Raw genomic sequence first — 24,571 nt, 5'->3', positions numbered from 1 at the left:
ATGAAAGAAAGGATATTATGGCTGAAGAAAGAGTAGAACCAAAACCAATTGACCTTGGTGAATATAAATTTGGTTTCCATGATGATGTAGAGCCTGTCCTATCGACAGGAAAAGGATTGAATGAAGATGTCATTCGTGAACTATCAGCTGCTAAGGGAGAACCTGAGTGGATGTTAGAATTCCGTTTGAAGTCTTATGAAACCTTCAAAAAAATGCCTATGCAAACTTGGGGAGCAGACTTGTCAGAGATTGACTTTGATGACTTGATCTACTACCAAAAACCATCTGATAAGCCAGCCCGTTCTTGGGATGACGTTCCTGAAAAAATCAAAGAAACCTTTGAACGTATTGGGATTCCGGAAGCTGAGCGTGCCTATCTAGCAGGTGCCTCTGCCCAGTATGAGTCAGAAGTGGTTTACCACAACATGAAGGAAGAGTTCCAGAAATTGGGGATTATCTTTACAGATACAGATTCTGCCCTCAAGGAATACCCAGACTTGTTTAAACAATACTTTGCCAAGTTGGTACCGCCAACAGATAACAAATTAGCTGCCCTCAACTCAGCAGTATGGTCTGGTGGAACCTTTATCTACGTACCAAAAGGTGTAAAGGTAGATATTCCACTTCAAACTTACTTCCGTATCAACAACGAAAATACTGGTCAGTTTGAACGTACCTTGATTATCGTTGATGAGGGAGCAAGTGTCCATTACGTAGAAGGATGTACAGCGCCAACTTATTCAAGTAACAGCTTGCATGCGGCCATCGTAGAAATCTTTGCCTTGGATGGAGCTTATATGCGTTATACGACTATCCAAAACTGGTCTGATAACGTCTATAACTTGGTAACCAAACGTGCTAAAGCTCAAAAGGATGCCACTGTTGAGTGGATTGATGGTAACTTGGGTGCTAAAACAACCATGAAATATCCATCTGTTTACCTTGATGGAGAAGGGGCGCGTGGTACCATGCTTTCGATTGCCTTTGCCAATGCTGGGCAACACCAAGATACGGGTGCTAAGATGATCCACAATGCTCCACATACTAGCTCGTCTATTGTGTCTAAATCCATTGCTAAAGGCGGAGGAAAGGTTGACTACCGTGGACAGGTAACCTTTAACAAAAACTCTAAGAAGTCTGTTTCTCACATCGAGTGTGATACCATTATCATGGATGACTTGTCAGCATCAGATACCATTCCGTTTAATGAAATTCACAACTCGCAAGTAGCTTTGGAACACGAAGCTAAGGTATCTAAGATTTCTGAAGAACAACTCTATTATCTCATGAGCCGTGGATTGTCAGAATCTGAGGCAACTGAGATGATTGTTATGGGATTTGTAGAACCCTTCACAAAAGAGCTTCCAATGGAATATGCTGTTGAGCTAAACCGCTTGATTAGCTATGAAATGGAAGGATCAGTCGGTTAAAATTTGTTTTTAGATTTACCCCCAATCAAGGATCTTGAAGATGAATTTGTAATAAAAAATCGCGATTTTAAACCGCGATTTTTTTATAATTTCTCATTAACAAATCGGATAAACTGATTCCACCAAACTTTTAAGAAGAAGGCTTTTTCAACATTCTTTTCTGCTACCATTTCAAAACTAGGACGTTCTGTGGTAATGTAACCTTGACCGATCAAGTCCTTGTCTTCGTAAGTCAGATGGCCAACCACTGTTCCAGCTTCAAGTGGTGCTGGGATTGCTTTGGAATCAGGTGTGAATTGAACAGATTGGGAAGATTGATTCCCAATACGCTCAATTAGATAGATATCCTCTGGGGCCACTGCAGTGACCGTATCTTCTTTTCCATCTTGTACAGGGGCTTTGCTATCTTGATAGGCATCGCCTTGCTGAACGATTTTGCGAAGTGTAAATGTAGAAGAAATATAATCCATTAGGGAAGATGTAGCTGTAAACCGAGCGTAGGGATTATTGTCTTGATGGTCTGCATTTAAAACAACTGTGATGACTCTCATGCCTTTTTCGACAGTAGTACCAACAAAAGACTCTCCAGCCTTATCTGTTGTTCCTGTTTTTAGCCCATCAAAACCACCACGGTAAGCAGGCATACCTTCTAACATGTAGTTGGTTGAAGTAATTGTCATTCCAGCAAAAGTAGAAGAAGGTTTTTTGGTGATTTCCAAGACTTGTGGGTACTTTTTGATGAGGTTGCGGGCAACGATGGCAACATCATAAGCACTGAGCTTATTTTCATCATCTTTATTAGACCCTGGGTAAATGTTATCCCCTAGAGTCTCGTTGTTAAGACCAGTTGTATTGACAACCGTGGCATCTTTGATTCCCCATTCCAGGAGTTTGGCTCGCATCATATCAACGAAGTTTTTTTCTGAGCCAGCAATTTTCTCAGCTAGGGCAATAGCGGCGCTGTTGGCACTAGATACCAGAGTTGCTTCAAGCAACTCTTCGACAGTATAATTACGGGCCTCCATAGGAACATTACTGGCTTCAGAATTTGTTGTCAATTGATAAGGATAGTCAGAAATATCTACAGGAGTGGAGAGGGTAATACTTCCCTTTTCCAGAGCTTCATAGACCAGATAAACAGTAATCAATTTTGTTATGGAAGCAATTTCGACAGGTTGCGTTGCATCCTTCTCATAGAGAATTTTACCAGTATTTGCCTCAACAGCAATCGCATGTTTAGCGGCAATGGTAAAATCTTGAGCAACAGCAGTAGAAGCACCTCCTAAAAGGGAGACAGTTAATAAAGTTAAAAATATTTTTTTCATAGTAGTCTTATTCTATCATAAAGAAAAAAAATATTCTTGCTTTAATAATTCATCCGTTAAGCTTTTTGAAAATATGGTAAAATAGAGTGAGGGAGGTAACTCATGTTTCGTAGAAATAAATTATTTTTTTGGACCACAGAAATTTTACTCTTAACCCTCATCTTTTACCTATGGAGACAGATGGGGTCTTTGATTAACCCTTTTGTTAGCGTGCTTAATACAATTATGATTCCATTTTTATTAGGGGGCTTTCTTTATTATTTGACAAACCCTATTGTTACTTTCTTAAATAAAGTCTGTAAACTCAATCGTTTACTTGGTATTTTAATTACCTTGTGTGCTTTGGTCTGGGGAATGGTCATAGGTGTTGTCTATCTCTTACCTATTTTGATTAATCAGTTATCTAGCTTGATTATATCTAGTCAAACTATTTATAGTCGAGTACAAGACTTAATCATAGACTTATCTAATTATCCTGCGCTCCAGAATTTGGATGTAGAAGCTACAATTCAGCAGTTAAACTTATCCTATGTTGATATTCTTCAAAAGATCCTAAATAGCGTATCAAATAGTGTGGGGAGCGTCTTGTCAGCTCTTATCAGTACTGTTTTGATTTTGATTATGACTCCAGTTTTTTTGGTTTATTTCTTACTAGATGGACATAAATTCTTGCCCATGCTTGAAAGAACGATTCTAAAGAGGGATCGTTTGCATATTGCAGGCCTCTTAAAGAATTTGAATGCGACGATTGCTCGCTATATTAGTGGAGTTTCGATTGACGCAATCATTATAGGTTGTTTAGCTTATATTGGCTATAGTATTATTGGTTTAAAATATGCTTTAGTTTTTGCTATTTTTTCTGGTGTAGCCAATTTAATTCCTTATGTGGGGCCAAGTATTGGTCTGATTCCTATGATCATCGCAAATATATTCACTGATCCCCATAGAATGCTGATTGCAGTGATTTATATGCTTGTTGTTCAGCAGGTAGATGGTAATATCTTATATCCTCGAATCGTAGGAAGTGTTATGAAGGTTCATCCAATCACGATTTTAGTTTTACTTTTGTTGTCAAGCAATATCTATGGTGTAGTTGGAATGATTGTCGCAGTGCCAACCTATTCTATCTTAAAAGAAATTTCTAAGTTCTTATCCCGTTTGTATGAAAATCATAAAATAATGAAAGAACGAGAAAGAGAATTAGCTAAGTAAAAGTCAGGAGAACCCTGATTTTTCTTTACTGGAAGTGGCCTTTAGATTAGAAGATTGAAAATAAGTTAAAGTCCTAAACTAATTTTCACAGCTAAGAATAGTAGAAGTTAATCTGATAAAAATCGAAAAACCAGTGGAATTCCGTGTCAGGGTAAGTTCCACTGGTTTTCATAGTCTATTAAAGTTTGAATGAAATTTATTTATTTTAGCACAACAAGTAAAACGTAGTCCGAATAATATAAGGATTGATTTTATAGTTTTTAAACTCAAATGAATTGAAATAAAGAGAGTAGGAAAATTCTCATCTGAAAGTATTTTAGAATAATTTTCTTAGTGAATTTCTTCAAAACAGATAGCTTTATCTTAGGTATGTGTTAATTGGATTTCGTAAGTTCTATTCACAATCGTAAAGTTATGCACTGAGAAAGTTGTAGTTAGTCTCCCAGTTTGCTAAATTTCTCGAATAGTATCTTTTTTAGGTAAGTGATTTCCTTTTTGCATTTTTGAGTTAGATAAGGTATAATGGTTTTATTGTCTTTTGGGGTCGTTACGGATTCGACAGGCATTATGAGGCATATTTTGCGACTCGTGTGGCGACGTAAACGCTCAGTTAAATATAACTGCAAAAAATAACACTTCTTACGCTCTAGCTGCCTAAAAACCAGCAGGCGTGACCCGATTTGGATTGCTCGTGTTCAATGACAGGTCTTATTATTAGCGAGATACGATTAAGTCTTGTCTAGCGGCTTGATAAGAGATTGATAGACTCGCAGTTTCTAGGCTTGAGTTATGTGTCGAGGGATTGTTAAAATAATACATAACCTATGGTTGTAGACAAATATGTTGGCAGGTGTTTGGACGTGGGTTCGACTCCCACCGGCTCCATTATTCCTTTGCATTCTTTTGCATTCCTTGGTAAAACGTTGTTAAATCAACGTTTTTTATTTTTATCTTTGGTATTCCTTGGTATTCTTTTGCAAAAAAAGATACAACATTTTGTTGTATCCTAAATATTAAATCAAGTCCTGAATTTTCTTAAGTTTTTATCATATTTTCTGTTATAATTAAGGTGCCTTAAGAAAAATAATGAAAAAACTAAATGTTTTTCATATAGTTTTCATTGTTTTAATAGTTTAAAGTCAATCTTATTTTTCTCTAATAGAAAATAATGAAAAAGTAGGTTTAGAAAGAGGTAAGTATCTATGTCTTCTCATAAAAAAGTGTCACTCTCTGAGATTAATCAATCTATCGATACTCCAAATAACAATCATTTCTGGCAAAATTTAAAGGCCTTTTTAGGTCCGGGTGCTCTTGTCGCAGTTGGTTATATGGATCCAGGAAACTGGATTACCAGTGTAGTCGGTGGTGCTTCCTATAAGTATAGTCTCTTGTTTGTTATCTTGATTTCATCTCTCATTGCCATGCAACTTCAGCAGATGGCAGGAAAGCTTGGTATTGTAACCCAGATGGACCTGGCTCAAGCAACGGCTCATCATTCACCTAAATGGCTTCGTTATAGTCTATGGGTGATTTTAGAATTAGCCTTGATGGCGACAGATCTGGCAGAAGTTCTAGGTTCAGCGATTGCTCTCAATCTTCTCTTTAAGATTCCGATTATGATAGCCATCCTCTTGACCGTGTTGGATGTTTTTCTCTTATTGCTTCTGATGAAATTTGGCTTTAAGAAGATTGAAGCTATTGTGACAACACTGATTTTAACCATTCTAGCAATTTTTACCTATCTTGTAGCCTTGTCACATCCAAGCTTCCAAGGAATCGTTGAGGGTTATCTACCGAATGCAACCTTATTTAAAAGTCCTTTGCCAGGGCATGAAAGTCAATTAACCTTGGCACTAGGGATCGTGGGAGCAACTGTTATGCCTCATAACCTCTATTTGCATTCATCCTTGTCACAGACTCGTAAAATCAATCACAAGGACAAAAATGATGTTCGAAAAGCCGTACGCTTTATGACCTGGGATTCTAATCTCGAGTTATCCTTGGCCTTTGTCGTTAACTCCCTTCTTTTGATCTTAGGAGCGGCTCTCTTTTTCGGCCATGCATCCGAGATTTCTGCCTTCTCTCAAATGTATAATGCCTTGCAGGATTCTACTATTGCAGGAGCTATAGCTAGCTCGACCTTATCAACCTTGTTTGCCTTGGCTTTATTAGCCAGTGGTCAGAATTCGACAATTACGGGTACCTTGACTGGACAAATCGTTATGGAAGGTTTCTTGCATATGAGATTGCCTCAATGGTTCATTCGTTTGGCGACTCGCCTCTTTGCCTTGCTACCTGTCATGATAGTTGCAGTTCTGTTTGGTCATCAGGAAAAAACCTTGGATCAGTTATTGGTCTATTCACAGGTCTTTCTTTCAATCGCTCTTCCGTTTTCAATCTTCCCTTTGATTTATTTAACTTCTAAGAAATCACTGATGGGCGAATTTACCAATGCTAAATGGAATACCATCCTTGGTTATATTGTTTCCATTATCTTAACAATTCTCAATGTGAAATTGTTATTTGATATTTTCTAAGAAATTCACCCGAGTTATAAAACAAGCATATAAGAAAAAAGATACCCAAGATTTCTTGGGTATCTTTTTTAAAATAAACGGAAGACATGGGATTCGAACCCACGCACGCTGTTACACGCCTACCGCGTTTCCAACACGGCCTCTTAAGCCTCTTGAGTAATCTTCCAATACTTACTCAAATAGTCTACCATAAAGGCTCTTATCTTGCAATAAAAATTCTGAAAATAAGAAAAATGATAGAATTTGAAAGAAAATGATAAAAAATGCTTGACTTTAAAAGAAAGTGTGATAGAATGAATAGTGTAAACGATAACAGGAGGTGATTCGGTGTTAAAAACAGAGCGGAAGCAACTGATTTTAGAGGAGTTAAATCAACATCATGTAATTTCTCTAGAAAAATTAGTTAGTTTGCTAGAGACCTCAGAATCAACGGTTCGAAGAGACTTGGATGAATTGGAAGCAGAAAACAAGCTTCGTCGCGTGCATGGTGGAGCAGAATTGCCTCATTCCTTGCAGGAAGAAGAAACCATTCAAGAAAAATCTGTCAAAAACCTTCAAGAGAAGAAGTTGCTGGCTCAGAAAGCAGCCTCTCTTATCAAGGAACAAGATGTCATCTTTATCGATGCTGGAACAACGACAGCCTTTTTAATTCATGAATTGGTCAATAAGAATGTTACAGTTGTGACCAACTCCATTCACCATGCAGCTCAGTTGGTTGAAAAGCAGATTCCAACTGTCATGGTTGGAGGAAGTGTCAAGATGGCGACAGATGCGAGCATCGGGGGCGTTGCTCTTAACCAGATTAACCAATTGCACTTTGACCGTGCCTTTATCGGGATGAATGGTGTGGACGATGGCTATTATACAACTCCTGATATGGAGGAGGGAGCTGTGAAGCGTGCTATTTTAGAGAATGCCAAACAGACCTATGTCTTGGTGGATTCGTCTAAGATTGGACAAACTTGCTTTGCAAAGGTAGCACCACTCAAACGCGCTATTGTTATCACAAGTCAAGGGCATGATCTCTTGCAGGTTATTAAGGAGAAAACGGAGGTAATAGAAGTATGATTTATACAGTCACACTCAATCCATCCATTGACTATATCGTTCGTTTGGACCAAGTCCAAGTCGGTAGTGTCAATCGTATGGACAGTGATGATAAGTTTGCTGGTGGGAAAGGAATCAATGTCAGTCGTGTCTTGAAACGCTTGGGTATTCCCAATACAGCGACGGGATTTATCGGTGGCTTTACTGGTAAATTTATCACAGATACTTTGGCAAAGGAAGAAATCGAGACACGTTTTGTCCAAGTGGCAGAAGATACTCGTATCAATGTTAAAATCAAAGCAGACCGAGAAACAGAAATCAACGGAACGGGTCCAACTGTTGAGCCCGAACAACTTGAAGAGTTAAAAGCCATTCTTTCAAGTCTGACAGCAGAAGATACAGTTGTCTTTGCTGGTTCAAGTGCTAAAAATCTAGGCAATGTCATCTACAAGGATTTGATTGCCTTGACACGCAAGACTGGTGCGCAAGTGGTTTGTGACTTTGAAGGACAGACCTTGATTGATAGTTTGGACTACCAGCCACTATTGGTTAAACCAAATAATCATGAACTTGGAGCTATCTTTGGGGTTAAACTTGACAGTTTGGACCAAATTGAGAAATATGCTCGAGAGTTACTGGCTAAAGGTGCTCAAAACGTCATTATCTCTATGGCTGGTGACGGTGCCCTTCTTGTCACATCTGAGGGAGCTTACTTTGCTAAACCAATCAAAGGGACAGTCAAAAATTCAGTCGGAGCTGGTGATTCTATGGTTGCCGGATTCACAGGTGAATTTGTCAAATCAAAAGACGCAGTAGAATCCTTCAAATGGGGAGTGGCTTGCGGAACGGCAACCACCTTCTCAGATGATTTGGCAACAGCAGAATTTATTAAAGAAACATATGAAAAAGTTGAGGTAGAAAAACGATGAAAATTCAAGACCTATTGAGAAAAGATGTTATGTTGCTGGATTTGCAGGCAACTGAAAAAACAGCTGTCATTGAAGAGATGATTAAAAGTTTGACAGAGCACGGTTATGTGACAGATTTTGAAACCTTTAAAGAAGGCATTTTGGCGCGTGAAGCCTTGACTTCTACTGGTTTAGGAGATGGTATCGCAATGCCTCACAGCAAAAACGCTGCTGTCAAAGAAGCGACAGTTCTCTTTGCTAAGTCAAACAAGGGTGTTAATTACGAAAGTTTAGATGGGCAACCAACCGACCTCTTTTTTATGATTGCAGCTCCAGAAGGTGCCAATGATACCCACTTGGCAGCCTTGGCAGAATTGTCTCAATACTTGATGAAAGACGGTTTTGCTGACAAACTTCGTCAAGCAACATCAGCTGACCAAGTCATTGAACTTTTTGACCAAGCTTCAGAAAAAACTGAAGAGCCTGTTCAAGCGCCTGCCAATGAAACTGGTGACTTTATCGCAGCTGTTACAGCTTGTACAACAGGTATTGCCCACACTTACATGGCCCAAGAAGCTCTTCAAAAAGTGGCTGCTGAAATGGGTGTTGGAATTAAGGTCGAAACCAACGGTGCCAGTGGTGTTGGTAACCAACTAACTGCGGAAGACATTCGTAAGGCTAAAGCTGTTATCATCGCAGCAGACAAGGCAGTTGAAATGGATCGTTTCGATGGTAAAGCATTGATCAATCGTCCAGTTGCTGACGGTATCCGTAAGACAGAAGAGTTGATCAACATGGCTCTTTCTGGGGATGCTGAAATCTACCGTGCTGCAAACGGTGCAAAAGCTGCAACAGCCTCTAACGAAAAACAAAGTCTTGGTGGTGCCTTCTACAAACACTTGATGAGTGGTGTATCTCAAATGTTGCCATTCGTTATCGGTGGAGGTATCATGATTGCCCTTGCCTTCTTGATTGACGGTGCTTTGGGTGTTCCAAATGAAAATCTTGGTAGTCTTGGTTCCTACCATGAACTAGCTTCTATGTTCATGAAAATTGGTGGTGCAGCCTTTGGCTTGATGCTTCCAGTCTTTGCAGGTTATGTTGCCTACTCTATCGCTGAAAAACCAGGTTTGGTAGCAGGTTTCGTGGCTGGTGCTATTGCCAAAGAAGGTTTTGCCTTTGGTAAAATCCCTTATGCCGCAGGTGGTGAAGCAACTTCAACTCTTGCAGGTGTCTCATCTGGTTTCTTAGGTGCCCTTGTTGGTGGATTTATCGCAGGTGCGTTGGTTCTTGCTATCAAGAAATACGTTAAAGTTCCTCGTTCACTTGAAGGTGCTAAATCAATTCTTCTCTTGCCACTTCTTGGAACAATCTTGACAGGATTTGTCATGCTAGCCGTTAACATCCCGATGGCAGCAATCAACACTGCTATGAATGACTTCCTAGGTGGTCTTGGAGGAGGTTCAGCTGTTCTTCTTGGTATCGTCCTTGGTGGAATGATGGCTGTCGATATGGGGGGACCAGTCAACAAAGCTGCCTATGTCTTTGGTACAGGTACGCTTGCAGCGACTGTTTCTTCAGGTGGTTCTGTAGCCATGGCAGCAGTTATGGCTGGAGGAATGGTGCCACCACTTGCAATCTTTGTCGCAACTCTTCTTTTCAAAGATAAATTTACTAAGGAAGAACGCAACTCTGGTTTGACAAACATCATCATGGGCTTGTCATTTATCACTGAGGGAGCGATTCCATTTGGTGCCGCTGACCCAGCTCGTGCGATCCCAAGCTTCATCCTTGGTTCAGCAGTAGCAGGTGGACTCGTTGGTCTTACTGGTATCAAACTCATGGCGCCACACGGAGGAATCTTCGTTATCGCCCTTACTTCAAATGCTCTCCTTTACCTCGTTTCTGTCTTGGTAGGAGCAATCGTAAGTGGTGTAGTCTATGGTTACCTACGCAAACCACAAGCATAAAAAATAGAAAAATGAAAAGATTGGACCGTTTGGTGCAGTCTTTTTCTCTTTCCGAAATACCTGTGAAATATGGTATAATAGAAGAATGGCAAACAAGAATACAAGTAAAACAAGACGGAGACCGTCAAAAGCAGAACTCGAAAGAAAAGAAGCGATTCAACGAATGTTGATTTCGTTGGGAATCGCGCTTTTATTGATTTTAGCAGCCTTCAAATTAGGGGCTGCAGGTATCACCCTTTACAATTTAATACGCTTGCTGGTAGGTAGCCTAGCTTATCTGGCAATATTTGGTATCCTGCTCTATCTCTTCCTTTTCAAGTGGATCCGAAAACAGGAAGGACTCTTATCAGGATTTTTCACCATATTTGCTGGCTTACTCTTGATTTTTGAGGCCTACTTAGTTTGGAAATATGGTTTGGATAAGTCGGTATTAAAAGGGACCATGGCTCAGGTTGTGACTGATCTGACTGGTTTTCGAACGACCAGTTTTGCTGGAGGTGGCTTGATTGGTGTCGCCCTTTATATTCCAACTGCCTTTCTCTTTTCAAATATCGGCACTTACTTTATTGGTTCTATCTTGATTTTAGCTGGAGCCCTCCTAGTCAGTCCTTGGTCTGTTTACGATATTGCTGAATTCTTCAGTAGAGGATTTGCCAAATGGCGAGAAGGGCATGAGCGTCGAAAAGAGGAACGCTTTGTCAAACAAGAAGAAAAAGCTCGTCAAAAGGCTGAGCAAGAGGCTAGATTAGAAAAAGAAGAGGCTGAAAAAGCCTTACTCGATATGCCTCCTGTTGATATGGAAACGGGTGAAATTCTGACAGCAGATGTTGTGCTTGACGTTCCACCTGTTCCAGAAGAAGACTGGGTGGAACCAGAAATCATCCTGCCTCAACCTGAACTTGAATTCCCTGAACAGGAAGATGGCTCTGATGATGAAGATGTTCAGGTCGATTTTTCAGCAAAGGAAGCCCTTGAATACAAACTTCCAAGCTTACAACTCTTTGCCCCAGATAAACCAAAAGACCAGTCGAAAGAGAAGAAGATTGTTCGAGAAAACATCAAAATCCTAGAAGAAACTTTTGCTAGTTTTGGTATTAAGGTAACGGTTGAACGGGCTGAAATTGGGCCATCCGTGACTAAGTATGAAGTTAAGCCAGCCGTGGGTGTGCGGGTTAACCGCATTTCCAATCTGGCAGATGACCTCGCTCTAGCCTTGGCGGCCAAGGATGTTCGTATCGAAGCTCCAATCCCTGGGAAATCTCTCGTTGGAATCGAAGTGCCTAACTCTGAGATTGCGACTGTGTCTTTCCGAGAACTTTGGGAACAATCTCAAACGAAAGCAGAAAATCTTTTGGAAATTCCTTTAGGGAAGGCTGTTAATGGCACCGCAAGAGCTTTTGACCTTTCTAAAATGCCCCACTTGCTAGTCGCAGGTTCGACGGGTTCAGGTAAGTCAGTAGCAGTTAACGGTATTATCGCTAGCATTCTCATGAAGGCGAGACCAGATCAAGTTAAATTTATGATGGTCGATCCCAAGATGGTTGAGTTATCTGTTTACAATGACATTCCTCATCTCTTGATTCCAGTTGTGACCAATCCACGCAAGGCCAGCAAGGCCCTGCAAAAGGTTGTGGACGAGATGGAAAATCGTTATGAACTCTTTGCAAAGGTAGGAGTTCGGAATATTGCAGGCTTTAATGCTAAGGTGGAAGAGTTCAATGCCCAGTCTGAGTACAAGCAGATTCCGCTACCGCTCATTGTCGTGATTGTCGATGAGTTGGCTGACCTCATGATGGTAGCCAGCAAGGAAGTAGAAGATGCTATCATCCGTCTTGGACAGAAGGCGCGTGCTGCAGGTATCCACATGATTCTTGCAACTCAGCGTCCATCCGTTGATGTCATCTCTGGTCTGATCAAGGCTAATGTCCCATCTCGTGTAGCATTTGCGGTTTCATCAGGGACAGACTCCCGTACGATTTTGGATGAAAATGGAGCTGAGAAACTGCTTGGTCGAGGAGATATGCTCTTTAAACCGATTGATGAAAATCATCCAGTTCGTCTCCAAGGATCCTTTATCTCGGATGATGATGTCGAGCGCATCGTAAACTTCATCAAGGCTCAGGCAGATGCGGACTACGATGATAGTTTTGATCCAGGTGAGGTTTCTGAAAATGACGGTGAATTTTCAGATGGTGAAGCTGGTGGAGATCCGCTTTTTGAAGAAGCCAAGGCTTTGGTGATAGAAACCCAGAAAGCCAGCGCCTCCATGATTCAGCGTCGTTTGTCAGTTGGATTTAACCGTGCGACTCGTCTCATGGAAGAACTGGAGATGGCAGGTGTTATCGGTCCAGCTGAAGGTACCAAACCAAGAAAAGTATTGCAACAATAAAAATGGCTTCTTTCCAAGTTTGGAGAGAAGCTATTTTAGTGATTATTGATTAGTTTTATTTTCTGAAGTTGGGGTATTGGACTGTTTTTCATTTTCAGTAGCAGGTTTACTTGGAGTAGGAGTAGAAGAATCCTGAGTTGATGCTTTCTGCTCTTCTTTTTTCTCTTCCTTGACGCTAGCTTTTGGTGTTTCCTCTTGCTGTGTTTTTTCTTGAGAAGTGTTATTTTCCTTATTGGGACTAGTGTTTTCCTGAGGGGATTCCTTTTGAATTTCTTTGACAATTGTTGTCGTCTGGCTTGTCGTAGGTTCTTTTTTAGTATTTTTGTTATTGTCCAAGGCGTTCATAATCGTGATACTTGCGGTAATTAAGCCAAGGATACTACCGATAGTAGCGACGGTTTTTTGAAAGACCGTAAAGCCTTTTTTGATGTGTTCTGTTTTTGGTTTTGAAGTTCTACGATAATTAGACATACATTCTCTCCTTTAATTAAAATTTATTATACCGCATTTCTTTAAAAAAATCTTAAAAAAAGAGGAATTGCCCTTTCTTGTCGCAAGCTCCGTTTCATGATACAATAGAGGGAGTGATTTTAGAAAGCGTAAGAAAACATGATTTACTTTGATAATTCGGCAACGACCAAGCCTTATCCTGAAGCACTTGAAACTTATATGCAGGTCGCTTCAAAAATTTTAGGAAATCCATCTAGTCTCCATCGTTTGGGAGACCAGGCAACACGAATTTTAGATGCTTCCCGGCAACAGATTGCAGATTTAATCGGTAAGAAAAGTGAGGAAATCTTCTTTACTTCTGGTGGAACAGAAGGGGATAACTGGGTCATCAAGGGAGTAGCATTTGAAAAAGCCCAGTTTGGCAAGCACATCATCGTATCAGCCGTTGAACATCCGGCAGTCAAAGAGTCAGCCCTTTGGTTGAAAAGTCAAGGATTTGAAGTGGATTTTGCTCCAGTTGATAACAAAGGATTTGTGGATGTTGAAGCGTTAGCAGATTTGATAAGACCGGATACGACCCTTGTTTCCATCATGGCAGTTAACAATGAAATTGGCTCTATTCAGCCCATTGAGGCTATTTCAAAACTATTGGCAGACAAGCCGACTATTTCCTTCCACGTTGATGCGGTTCAGGCGCTTGCCAAGATTCCGACTGAAAAGTATCTGACAGAACGAGTGGATTTTGCGACTTTCTCTGGTCACAAGTTCCACGGAGTTCGTGGTGTTGGTTTTGCCTATATCAAGTCTGGCAAGAAGATTACACCTCTTTTAACAGGTGGTGGTCAGGAGAGTGACTATCGGTCGACTACTGAAAATGTAGCAGGGATAGCAGCGACAGCCAAGGCTCTCCGTTTGTCCATGGAAAAGCTAGATTTCTTTACTAGCAAGACTGGGCAGATGAAAGCTGTTATTCGCCAAGCACTTCTGGACTATCCAGATATTTTTGTCTTTTCAGATGAGGAAGACTTCGCACCTCATATTCTGACTTTTGGAATCAAGGGTGTTCGTGGTGAAGTCATCGTTCACGCCTTTGAAGACTATGATATTTTCATCTCAACGACCTCTGCTTGTTCATCCAAGGCTGGGAAACCTGCAGGAACTCTTATTGCTATGGGAGTGGATAAAGATAAGGCTCGGTCAGCTGTGCGTCTAAGCCTAGACCTTGAAAATGATATGAGTCAGGTCGAGCAGTTTTTGACCAAGTTAAAATTGATTTACAATCAAACTAGAAAAGTAAGATAGGAGCATTCATGCAGTATTCAGAAATTATGATTCGCTACGGTGAGCTGTCAACCAAGGGTAAAAACCGTATGCGTTTCATCAATAAACTTCGTAATAATATTTCAGACGTTTTGTCTATCTATCCCCAAGTTAAGGTAACAGCAGATCGCGACCGTGCCCATGCTTACCTCAATGGAGCAGATTACACGGCAGTTGCAGAATCTCTCAAACAAGTATTTGGAATTCAAAACTTTTCCCCTGTTTATAAGGTTGAAAAATCTGTAGAAGTTCTGAAGTCTGCTGTCCAAGAGATTATGCAGGACATCTACAAGGAAGGCATGACCTTTAAGATTTCTAGCAAGCGTAGCGACCACAACTTTGAGTTGGATAGTCGTGAACTCAACCAAACACTTGGAGGAGCTGTTTTTGAAGCCATTCCAAATGTGCAAGCTCAAATGAAAAGTCCTGACATCAATCTTCAGGTGGAGATCCGTGAAGAAGCTGCCTATCTTTCTTATGAAACTATTCGTGGGGCTGGTGGTTTGCCAGTTGGAACTTCAGGTAAAGGTATGCTTATGTTGTCGGGAGGGATTGACTCACCTGTAGCAGGTTATCTTGCTCTTAAGCGTGGGGTGGATATTGAGGCTGTTCACTTTGCTAGTCCACCATATACTAGTCCCGGTGCCCTCAAGAAAGCGCAGGACTTGACCCGTAAATTGACCAAGTTTGGGGGTAATATCCAGTTTATCGAAGTGCCTTTCACTGAGATTCAAGAGGAAATCAAGGCCAAGGCGCCAGAAGCCTATCTCATGACCTTGACCCGTCGTTTTATGATGCGGATTACCGATCGTATTCGTGAGGTACGAAATGGTTTGGTTATCATCAATGGGGAAAGCCTTGGTCAAGTAGCTAGCCAGACCTTGGAAAGCATGCAGGCTATTAACGCTGTGACCAACACTCCCATCATCCGTCCAGTTGTGACCATGGATAAGTTGGAAATCATCGATATTTCACAAGAAATTGATACCTTTGACATTTCAATCCAACCGTTTGAAGACTGTTGTACGATTTTTGCGCCAGATCGTCCAAAGACTAATCCTAAGATTAAGAATGCGGAGCAGTACGAAGCGCGTATGGATGTTGAAGGCTTAGTTGAGCGAGCAGTGGCTGGAATTATGATTACTGAGATTACACCGCAAGCTGAAAAAGATGAAGTTGATGACTTGATTGACAATCTGCTCTAATCAGAAAATCCAAAAGAATTTAGAAAATTAAATGAAAAAGTTAGTTTTTAATCCAAAAATGGAAGAAAAACTGACTTTTTTTCTTAAACTGTGATATAATAAGAATAAATTTTGAATATAGAGAGTTTTCTGACAATGAATCAATCCTACTTTTATCTAAAAATGAAAGAACACAAACTCAAGGTTCCTTATACAGGTAAGGAGCGCCGTGTGCGTGTTCTTCTGCCTAAAGATTATGAGAAAGACACGAATCGTTCCTATCCTGTTGTATACTTTCATGACGGGCAAAATGTTTTTTATAGCAAGGAGTCTTTCATTGGTCACTCATGGAAGATTATCCCAGCTATCAAACGAAATCCCGATATCAGTCGCATGATTGTAGTTGCTATTGACAATGATGGCATGGGGCGGATGAATGAGTATGCGGCATGGAAGTTCCAAGAATCTCCCATCCCAGGCCAGCAGTTTGGCGGTAAGGGTGTGGAGTATGCCGAGTTTGTCATGGAGGTGGTCAAGCCTTTTATCGATGAAACTTATCGTACAAAAGCAGACCGCCAGCATACAGCTATGATTGGTTCCTCACTAGGAGGCAATATTACCCAGTTTATCGGTTTAGAATACCAAGACCAAATTGGTTGCTTGGGCGTCTTTTCATCTGCCAACTGGCTCCACCAAGAAGCCTTTAACCGCTATATCGAGCGTCAGCAACTATCGCCTGACCAGCGCATCTTCATCTATGTGGGAACGGAAGAAGCGGATGATACAGACAAGACCTTGATGGCTGGTAATATCAAACAAGCCTATATTGACTCATCGCTTCGCTATTACCATGATTTAATAGCAGGGGGGGTACATCTGGATAATCTTGTGCTGAAAGTTCAGTCTGGTGCCATCCATAGTGAAATCCCTTGGTCAGAAAATCTACCAGATTGTTTGAGATTTTTTGCAGAAAAATGGTAAGTTAAGAAAGGAAAAAACGAAATGCATATTGAACATCTTAGCCATTGGAGTGGCCATCTCAACCGTGAAATGTACCTCAATCGTTATGGACATGCTGGGATTCCAGTTGTGGTCTTTGCTTCATCAGGTGGTAGTCACAACGAATACTATGATTTTGGCATGATTGATGCCTGTGCCTCTTTTATCGAGGAAGGCCGTGTCCAGTTCTTTACCCTCTCCAGTGTAGACAGTGAGAGCTGGTTGGCCACTTGGAAAAACGGTCACGACCAAGCAGAGATGCACCGTACCTACGAACGCTATGTGATTGAGGAGGCCATTCCTTTTATTAAGCACAAGACAGGCTGGTTTGATGGTATGATGACAACAGGTTGCTCCATGGGAGCCTACCATGCTGTCAATTTCTTCCTCCAGCATCCAGATGTCTTTACCAAAGTGATAGCTCTTAGTGGTGTTTACGACGCACGTTTCTTTGTCGGCGATTACTATAATGACGATGCTATTTACCAAAACTCGCCAGTAGATTATATCTGGAACCAGAACGACGGCTGGTTTATTGATCGTTATCGTCAGGCAGAGATTGTGCTGTGTACGGGTCTTGGTGCCTGGGAACAAGACGGTCTACCATCTTTCTACAAGCTCAAAGAAGCCTTTGACCAGAAACAAATTCCAGCCTGGTTTGCTGAATGGGGACATGATGTCGCCCACGACTGGGAATGGTGGCGTAAACAAATGCCTTATTTCCTCGGCAATCTCTATTTATAAAAGGAGTTATCTATGAATTACCTTGTTATTTCTCCCTACTATCCACAAAACTTTCAACAGTTTACCATTGAACTAGCCAATAAAGGCATCACCGTCTTGGGAATTGGTCAAGAGCCTTACGAGCAATTGGATGAGCCCTTGCGCAATAGCCTGACCGAGTATTTCCGTGTAGATAATCTTGAAAATATAGATGAAGTCAAACGTGCAGTTGCTTTTCTCTTTTATAAACATGGACCAATTGACCGCATTGAATCCCATAATGAATACTGGCTTGAGCTGGACGCAGCTCTCCGTGAACAATTCAATGTTTTTGGTGCTAAACCAGAGGATCTCAAAAAGACGAAATTTAAGTCTGAAATGAAGAAACTGTTCAAAAAAGCAGGTGTCCCCGTGGTACCTGGAGCTGTTATCAAGACGGAAGCAGATGTTGATCAAGCAGTGAACGAAATCGGTCTTCCAATGATTGCCAAACCTGACAATGGAGTTGGAGCAGCCGCGACCTTTAAGCTTGAAACAGAAGACGATGTCAATCACTTCAAGCAAGAATGGGACCATTCAACTATTTATTTCTTTGAGAAATTTGTCACGTCTAGTGAAATCTGTACCTTTGATGGTCTAGTGGATAAGGATGGAAAGATTGTCTTTTCAACAACCTTTGACTACGCCTATACACCGCTTGATCTCATGATTTACAAGATGGATAATTCTTATTACGTGCTCAAGGATATGGATCCTAAATTACGTAAATATGGTGAGGCAATTGTCAAAGAATTTGGTATGAAAGAACGTTTCTTCCATATTGAGTTCTTCCGTGAGGGGGACGATTACATTGCCATTGAGTACAATAACCGTCCTGCAGGTGGTTTCACCATTGATGTTTATAACTTTGCTCATTCCTTGGATCTCTATCGTGGATATGCAGCCATTGTCGCAGGAGAAGAGTTCCCAATGTCAGAGTTTGAACCTCAGTATTGTTTGGCTACTTCTCGCCGTGCAAATGCTCACTATGTTTATTCTGAGGAGGACTTGCTTGACAAATATAGTCAGCAGTTCAAGGTTAAAAAAATCATGCCAGCTGCCTTTGCGGAACTTCAAGGGGATTACCTTTATATGCTGACAACTCCGAGTCGACAAGAAATGGATCAGATGATTGCTGATTTCGGACAACGTCAAGAATAAGAACTATCGGATTAAGGAAATTCACTCCCTTAATCCTTTTGTTTTGTCTGATAAAAAATAAGAGCATCCTAACAAGGTAGCTATCATAAAACTTGTTCGATAACTATTTGAAGCAGGATTAGGTGGTCAGAAATTGAATTTTAACATTTCAATTTAGTCATAGTATTGTGTTTTCGTATCCGTAAATCAGCTAAAAGGATCCATGACGACACCTATACGATATAGTTTTCAAGATACTAAACAAGTCTATTAAAATATTCAGGTGACGCATAGATATAGTTAATTGAAGCTTTGTTTGAAATCTGATAAAATAATGATATTACTAAGTTTTAAAAACTAAAGAAAAGGGAAGATATGATTACAGGCGAATTAAAAAATAAAATCGATCAGTTGTGGGAAATTCTTTGGACAGAAGGAAATGCAAATCCTTTAACAAATATTGAACAGTTGACTTATCTCTTATTTATGAAAGATTTGGATAGTGTCGAGCTTGGACGTGAAAGTGATGCTGAATTTTTAGGGATTCCTTATGAGGGAGTTTTTCCAAAAGATAAACCTGAATACCGTTGGTCAACTTTTAAAAATATAGGAGATGCTCAGGAAGTTTATCGTTTAATGACTCAGGAGATTTTTCCGTTTATTAAAAATCTCAAGGGGGATACAGATGATACAGCCTTTTCACGATATATGCGAGAAGCTATTTTTCAAATAAATAAACCTGCTACGCTTCAAAAGGCAATTTCTATCTTAGATGCATTTCCAACTAGGGGATTAGATGTAGATTTTGATAATGACAAACAAAGTATTACTGATATCGGGGATAACTATGAATATCTGTTATCAAAATTGTCGACCGCAGGTAAAAATGGACAGTTTCGTACACCTCGTCACATCATCGATATGATGGTTGAATTGATGCAACCGACCATCAAAGATATCATCTCAGATCCCGCTATGGGTTCTGCTGGCTTCTTAGTATCTGCTAGCCGTTACTTAAAGCGTAAGAAATATGAATGGGAAACCAATACAGATAATATCAATCATTTTCATAATCAGATGTTTCATGGAAATGATACGGATACGACTATGTTGAGACTTGGGGCGATGAACATGATGCTACATGGAGTAGAAAATCCACAAATCAGTTACCTGGACTCGCTGTCTCAAGATAATGAAGAAGCCGATAAATATACCTTGGTTTTAGCAAATCCTCCTTTTAAGGGCTCACTTGACTACAATTCAACCTCTAATGACCTTCTTGCAACCGTAAAAACCAAAAAAACAGAATTACTCTTTCTTTCTCTTTTCTTGCGAACTTTAAAACCAGGTGGACGAGCAGCAGTTATCGTACCTGATGGTGTTCTTTTTGGTTCGTCTAAAGCTCATAAAGGAATTCGTCAGGAAATTGTAGAGAACCATAAGCTTGATGCTGTAATCTCAATGCCTAGTGGTGTTTTCAAGCCTTATGCTGGAGTTTCAACTGCCATTCTCATCTTTACAAAAACTGGCAATGGTGGTACTGACAAGGTCTGGTTTTACGATATGAAAGCGGATGGTTTAAGTTTGGATGATAAGCGACAACCGATTAGCGACAATGATATTCCAGATATTATCGAACGCTTTCATCATCTTGAAAAAGAAGCAGAACGTCAGAGAACGGATCAATCTTTCTTTGTTACAGTTGATGAGATAAAGGAAAATGATTATGATTTGTCTATCAATAAATATAAAGAGATTGAGTATGAAAAAGTTGAGTATGAACCAACAGAGGTCATCTTAAAGAAAATCAATGATTTAGAAAAAGAAATTCAAGCTGGCTTGGCTGAATTAGAAAAATTACTCAAGTAGGGAGGTGGCTGTATGAAAAAAGTGAAGTTGGGGGAAATCTTATCTCTAAAAAAAGGAAAGAAAGCCACTGTACTTGCTGAACAAACAACTCTAAGCCAACGTTATATTCAAATAGATGATTTAAGAAATAATAATAATTTAAAATTCACTGAAAGTTTAAATATGACTGAAGCACTCCCAGATGATATTCTGATAGCATGGGATGGTGCTAATGCAGGAACAGTTGGTTATGGGTTATCGGGAGCTGTTGGTAGTACAATTACGGTCTTAAAAAAGAATGAGCGATACAAAGAAAAAATTATATCAGATTACTTGGGAGTCTTTTTGGAAAGTAAATCGCAGTATTTACGAGATCATTCAACAGGGGCAACAATTCCTCATTTAAACAAGAATATATTACTTGATTTACAATTAGAATTGCTAGGTATCGAGGAACAAGAGAACATTATCTGTATTCTTAATACGATTAAAAGGCTTATTACTAAAAGAAAATTGCAGTTAGATGAACTAAACTTGCTCGTCAAATCCCGATTTAACGAGATGTTTGGGGATCCTTTAAATAATAACAAGAAATTTGCAGTAAAAACGGGACAACAGTGTTTTAAATTTTCAAGTGGAAAATTTCTTGATAAACATGATAGAGTTTTTGAAGGTTATCCTGCCTATGGTGGAAATGGCATTGCTTGGAAAAGTCGAAAATATTTAATTGATAATCCTACTATCATCATTGGTCGTGTAGGTGCATATTGCGGTAATGTAAGAACTACCTACGGTAAGGTATGGATAAGTGATAATGCTATATATATAAAAGAATTTAAGAATTCCGATTTTAATCTTGTATTTTTATTAGAATTAATGAAAGTAATTGATTTTAGTAAATTTGCTGATTTCTCAGGTCAACCAAAGATAACTCAAAAACCATTAGAAAATCAGAAATATATTCTCCCCCCTCTTTCCCTCCAAAATGAGTTCGCAGACTTTGTAGCCCAGGTCGACAAATCACAATTGGCAATCCAAAAATCTCTGGAAGAACTTGAAACTTTGAAGAAATCTCTGATGCAGGAGTATTTTGGCTGATATTCTGCCATTGTAATTACCGTAATGATTTGTTATAATACAATAAAGGAGGAAATCAGATGGTAGTAAAAACAAGAAAACAAGGAAATTCAATCACCATTACGATTCCAAGTGAATTTAATATTCCAAGTGGTGTTAAATACGAAGCGAAATTGTTACCAAGTGGTGAGATTATCTTTACTCCTGAAGAATTGGGGCAGCAGGTTTCTTATGTATCTGATGATGCCTTTGACTTAAATTTAGATAAAATATTTGACGAATACGACGATGTTTTCAAAGCTTTGGTGGAAAAATGACAATCTATCTGACAGAAAAGCAAATTGAAAAAATAAATGCTTTAGCAATTCAACGGTATTCTCCAAATGAGAAAATTCAAACAGTTAGTCCTTCTGCCTTAAATATGATTGTGAACTTACCAGAACAATTTGTCTTTGGGAAGCCTCTTTATCCAACAATTTTTGATAAAGCAACGATACTATTTGTCCAATTGATAAAGAAGCATGTTTTTGCTAATGCTAATAAAAGAACTGCTTTCTTCGTTTTGGTCAAATTTTTACAATTAAACGGCTATCGTTTTTCTGTAACGGTAGAAGAAGCAGTAAAAATGTGTGTAACCATCGCAGTAGAAGCTTTAACTGATGAAAAAATGACAAGCTACTCCAAATGGGTTTCTGAACATTCTGTTAGAGAAAAGGTCAAAAAGTAACCTAGTATGCTGGATTTGAATGAGCACAAGAAAATAAATGAACAGACAATATTAGAATTCTGTAATGCAGAAACTGATATTGTCTCTTTTTATTGATGAATAAGAAAGTGAGAAATTATGGAATCAAAAGTTACAATTATCATGCAAGAAATGTTACCTCTTTTAAATAATGAACAATTACTAGCGTTGAGAGAGAGTTTAGAACATCATCTAGTAGACGGAAAAAAGCAGCAGAAGTATTCGAATAATAACCTGTTGCAACTATTTATTACCGCCAAGCAGGTAGAGGGCTGTAGCTCAAAAACAATTCGTTATTACCAGAGGACGATTGAAAACTTGTTTAATGGTATTAAGGAGTCTGTGACACAACTCACAACAGATGATTTAAGGAGTTATTTAGCAAATTACCAGTCTGAAAAGGATTGTAGTAAGGCGAATTTAGACAATATTAGGCGTATATTGTCTTCTTTTTTTGCTTGGCTTGAGCAAGAGGAATATATCATTAAAAATCCCATTCGACGGATAAAGAAAATTAAGACTGAGCAAAATGTGAAGGAAACTTATACTGATGAACATTTGGAAATTATGCGCGATAACTGTGAAAATTTGAGAGATTTGGCAATAATAGACCTACTAGCATCGACAGGTATGCGTGTAGGGGAGCTTGTACAGTTGAATCGTTCAGATATTGATTTTGAAAACAGAGAGTGTGTTGTCTTTGGTAAAGGAAAGAAGGAGAGACCAGTATATTTTGACGCTCGTACGAAAATTCATTTAAGAAACTATCTTAACGACAGAAAAGATAGTCACCCTGCTCTTTTTGTAACGTTAGTTGGAAAAGTCCAGAGGCTTGGAATTGCTGGTGTAGAGATTCGCTTAAGAAAGTTAGGAGACAAACTCGGTATACAAAAGGTTCACCCACATAAGTTCAGAAGAACTTTAGCGACTAAGGCAATTGATAAAGGTATGCCTATCGAGCAAGTCCAAAAACTGCTAGGTCATAGCAAGATTGACACAACCCTGGCCTATGCCATGGTCAATCAAAATAATGTCAAGCATTCACACCAAAAATTCATCTCTTAAAAGCAAATCCCGATATTCCGAGGAGGTGGTTGCATGAAGAAAGTGAAATTAGGGCAAGTGGCTACTTTTATCAATGGCTATGCTTTTAAACCTCAAGATTGGTCATCTGAAGGGAAAGAGATTATCAGAATACAGAATCTGACTAAAACTTCAAAAGGGATAAATTATTATTCGGGTACGATTGATAAAAAATACATTGTTGAAGCTGGTGATATCCTTATTTCGTGGTCGGGTACATTAGGGATTTTTCAGTGGTGTGGAAGATCCGCAGTGTTAAATCAGCACATTTTTAAAGTGGTTTTTGATAAGATAGATATAGATAAATCGTATTTTAAATATGTTGTTGAAAAAGGTTTACAAGATGCTGTAAAACATACTCATGGTTCCACAATGAAACATTTAACTAAAAAATATTTTGATAATATTATGGTTCCATATACAAATTTGGGAGAGCAACAAAAAATTGCAAGTGAGCTGGATTTGTTAAGCAAGCTGATTTTAAGGAGACAAGAACAACTTGAAGAGCTTAATCTACTTGTAAAATCCCGATTTAACGAGATGTTTGGGGATTTTTATACTACATTATTCCCCAAATATAAAATAGGTGAAAAATTTGAAGTTTCTAGTGGAAGTACACCATCAAGAGATAATAAATTATATTGGGATAGCGGAACGATTAATTGGGTAAAAACAACTGAGGTAATAAATAGAGAAATTACGGAAACTGAGGAAAAAATTACAAAATTTGCTTTAGAAAATACATCTCTTAAACTTTTTCCAGTTAATACAATATTAATTGCTATGTATGGTCAAGGACAAACAAGAGGAAGAAGTGCAATCCTCAAAGTTGAATCTACTAGCAACCAAGCATGTGGGGCTATATTTCCAAATAAAATAGACAATCCAGTTTTTATTTGGCATCAATTAATGCTAAGGTATAGCGAATTACGAGAACTTGGACGAGGAGGAAATCAACCTAATTTAAACGGTCAACTGATTAAAAATTTTGAACTGATTTTCCCCCCACTAGCCCTCCAAAATGAGTTCGCAGACTTTGTAGCCCAAGTCGACAAATCACAATTTGCTTGTGAGATAGCTATAAAAGTGTGGAGAAATAGCTTGAAATTTAGTATAATATAGCTAAACTATTTGTTTAAAGTGAG

20 protein-coding genes, 1 tRNA gene and 1 other RNA gene are annotated in these 24,571 nt (G+C 39.3%); 19 read left to right on the top strand and 3 right to left on the bottom strand.

Annotated features, from left to right (window positions below; all coding sequences use genetic code 11):
* The first annotated feature begins 17 nt into the window (after positions 1-17).
* Positions 18-1,430 carry a Fe-S cluster assembly protein SufB gene (gene sufB / locus HT698_RS01480; RefSeq protein WP_000797050.1) on the top strand — a complete coding sequence of 471 codons (1,413 nt, stop codon included), beginning with the start codon at positions 18-20 and terminating at the stop codon, positions 1,428-1,430.
* An 83-nt stretch (positions 1,431-1,513) separates the two neighbouring features.
* Here the strand turns inward: sufB and pbp3 are convergent, their stop codons facing one another.
* Positions 1,514-2,755 (bottom strand): D-alanyl-D-alanine carboxypeptidase PBP3, encoded by a 1,242-nt coding sequence (pbp3, locus tag HT698_RS01475; protein WP_173217559.1) that lies wholly within the window; start codon positions 2,753-2,755, stop codon positions 1,514-1,516.
* 102 nt (positions 2,756-2,857) lie between these two features.
* Between pbp3 and cozE the strand changes: the two genes are divergently transcribed.
* The 3 genes from cozE (at position 2,858) to HT698_RS01460 (ending at position 6,504) form a co-directional block, all read left to right on the top strand.
* Positions 2,858-3,967, top strand: coding sequence for a cell elongation protein CozE (cozE, locus tag HT698_RS01470; RefSeq protein ID WP_164225969.1), 1,110 nt, complete (start codon positions 2,858-2,860; stop codon positions 3,965-3,967).
* A 540-nt stretch (positions 3,968-4,507) separates the two neighbouring features.
* Positions 4,508-4,855: a transfer-messenger RNA gene (gene ssrA, locus HT698_RS01465) on the top strand.
* A 314-nt stretch (positions 4,856-5,169) separates the two neighbouring features.
* A complete protein-coding gene (locus HT698_RS01460) occupies positions 5,170-6,504 on the top strand; it encodes an Nramp family divalent metal transporter (protein WP_155459215.1) in 1,335 nt (444 codons plus the stop codon).
* Between the two features lie 78 nt (positions 6,505-6,582).
* On the opposite strand, the gene HT698_RS01455 is transcribed toward HT698_RS01460, so the two are convergent.
* Positions 6,583-6,670: transfer RNA gene (locus HT698_RS01455), tRNA-Ser, on the bottom strand.
* A gap of 161 nt (positions 6,671-6,831) precedes the next feature.
* Between HT698_RS01455 and HT698_RS01450 the strand changes: the two genes are divergently transcribed.
* From HT698_RS01450 to HT698_RS01435, 4 genes are all read left to right on the top strand, one after another.
* Entirely contained in the window at positions 6,832-7,572 is a 741-nt protein-coding gene (locus HT698_RS01450) for a DeoR family transcriptional regulator (protein WP_173217557.1), read from the top strand.
* On the top strand, positions 7,569-8,480 hold the full coding sequence (gene pfkB / locus HT698_RS01445; protein WP_173217555.1) for a 1-phosphofructokinase: 912 nt from the start codon (positions 7,569-7,571) through the stop codon (positions 8,478-8,480). Before HT698_RS01450 ends, pfkB begins: the two co-directional genes overlap by 4 nt.
* On the top strand, positions 8,477-10,429 hold the full coding sequence (locus HT698_RS01440; RefSeq protein ID WP_173217553.1) for a fructose-specific PTS transporter subunit EIIC: 1,953 nt from the start codon (positions 8,477-8,479) through the stop codon (positions 10,427-10,429). The genes pfkB and HT698_RS01440 overlap by 4 nt, the downstream gene beginning before the upstream one ends.
* A gap of 85 nt (positions 10,430-10,514) precedes the next feature.
* A complete protein-coding gene (locus HT698_RS01435) occupies positions 10,515-12,818 on the top strand; it encodes a DNA translocase FtsK (protein ID WP_345789466.1) in 2,304 nt (767 codons plus the stop codon).
* A gap of 42 nt (positions 12,819-12,860) precedes the next feature.
* Here HT698_RS01435 and HT698_RS01430 read toward each other — a convergent pair whose 3' ends face one another.
* Entirely contained in the window at positions 12,861-13,289 is a 429-nt protein-coding gene (locus HT698_RS01430) for a DUF6556 family protein (protein WP_173217551.1), read from the bottom strand.
* 138 nt (positions 13,290-13,427) lie between these two features.
* Between HT698_RS01430 and HT698_RS01425 the strand changes: the two genes are divergently transcribed.
* The 11 genes from HT698_RS01425 (at position 13,428) to HT698_RS01375 (ending at position 24,548) form a co-directional block, all read left to right on the top strand.
* Complete coding sequence (locus tag HT698_RS01425; protein ID WP_173217549.1) at positions 13,428-14,570, top strand: cysteine desulfurase family protein; 1,143 nt, start codon at positions 13,428-13,430, stop codon at positions 14,568-14,570.
* Positions 14,571-14,578: 8 nt separating this feature from the next.
* A complete protein-coding gene (thiI, locus tag HT698_RS01420; RefSeq protein WP_173217547.1) occupies positions 14,579-15,793 on the top strand; it encodes a tRNA uracil 4-sulfurtransferase ThiI in 1,215 nt (404 codons plus the stop codon).
* Between the two features lie 135 nt (positions 15,794-15,928).
* Complete coding sequence (locus HT698_RS01415) at positions 15,929-16,753, top strand: alpha/beta hydrolase (protein ID WP_031233572.1); 825 nt, start codon at positions 15,929-15,931, stop codon at positions 16,751-16,753.
* A 21-nt stretch (positions 16,754-16,774) separates the two neighbouring features.
* Complete coding sequence (locus HT698_RS01410; protein ID WP_153219659.1) at positions 16,775-17,515, top strand: esterase family protein; 741 nt, start codon at positions 16,775-16,777, stop codon at positions 17,513-17,515.
* 12 nt (positions 17,516-17,527) lie between these two features.
* Positions 17,528-18,694 (top strand): ATP-grasp domain-containing protein, encoded by a 1,167-nt coding sequence (locus HT698_RS01405; protein WP_173217545.1) that lies wholly within the window; start codon positions 17,528-17,530, stop codon positions 18,692-18,694.
* Positions 18,695-19,048: 354 nt separating this feature from the next.
* Positions 19,049-20,542: a class I SAM-dependent DNA methyltransferase gene (locus HT698_RS01400; protein WP_173217543.1), complete on the top strand. Its 1,494-nt coding sequence runs from the start codon at positions 19,049-19,051 to the stop codon at positions 20,540-20,542.
* A gap of 12 nt (positions 20,543-20,554) precedes the next feature.
* Positions 20,555-21,619 (top strand): restriction endonuclease subunit S, encoded by a 1,065-nt coding sequence (locus HT698_RS01395; protein ID WP_173217541.1) that lies wholly within the window; start codon positions 20,555-20,557, stop codon positions 21,617-21,619.
* A 59-nt stretch (positions 21,620-21,678) separates the two neighbouring features.
* Positions 21,679-21,915: an AbrB family transcriptional regulator gene (locus tag HT698_RS01390; protein WP_000260605.1), complete on the top strand. Its 237-nt coding sequence runs from the start codon at positions 21,679-21,681 to the stop codon at positions 21,913-21,915.
* Positions 21,912-22,325 (top strand): type II toxin-antitoxin system death-on-curing family toxin, encoded by a 414-nt coding sequence (locus HT698_RS01385; RefSeq protein ID WP_023941843.1) that lies wholly within the window; start codon positions 21,912-21,914, stop codon positions 22,323-22,325. The genes HT698_RS01390 and HT698_RS01385 overlap by 4 nt, the downstream gene beginning before the upstream one ends.
* 117 nt (positions 22,326-22,442) lie before the next feature.
* Positions 22,443-23,408, top strand: coding sequence for a site-specific tyrosine recombinase/integron integrase (gene xerA / locus HT698_RS01380; protein WP_023936148.1), 966 nt, complete (start codon positions 22,443-22,445; stop codon positions 23,406-23,408).
* Between the two features lie 33 nt (positions 23,409-23,441).
* Entirely contained in the window at positions 23,442-24,548 is a 1,107-nt protein-coding gene (locus HT698_RS01375) for a restriction endonuclease subunit S (RefSeq protein ID WP_173217539.1), read from the top strand.
* The last annotated feature ends 23 nt before the right edge of the window (positions 24,549-24,571 follow it).

Source organism: Streptococcus sp. 3109, assembly GCF_013276905.1.
GTDB lineage: Bacteria > Bacillota > Bacilli > Lactobacillales > Streptococcaceae > Streptococcus.
Note: the sequence above shows the minus strand (reverse complement) of the source record. Positions and strands in the feature narration are given on the sequence as shown.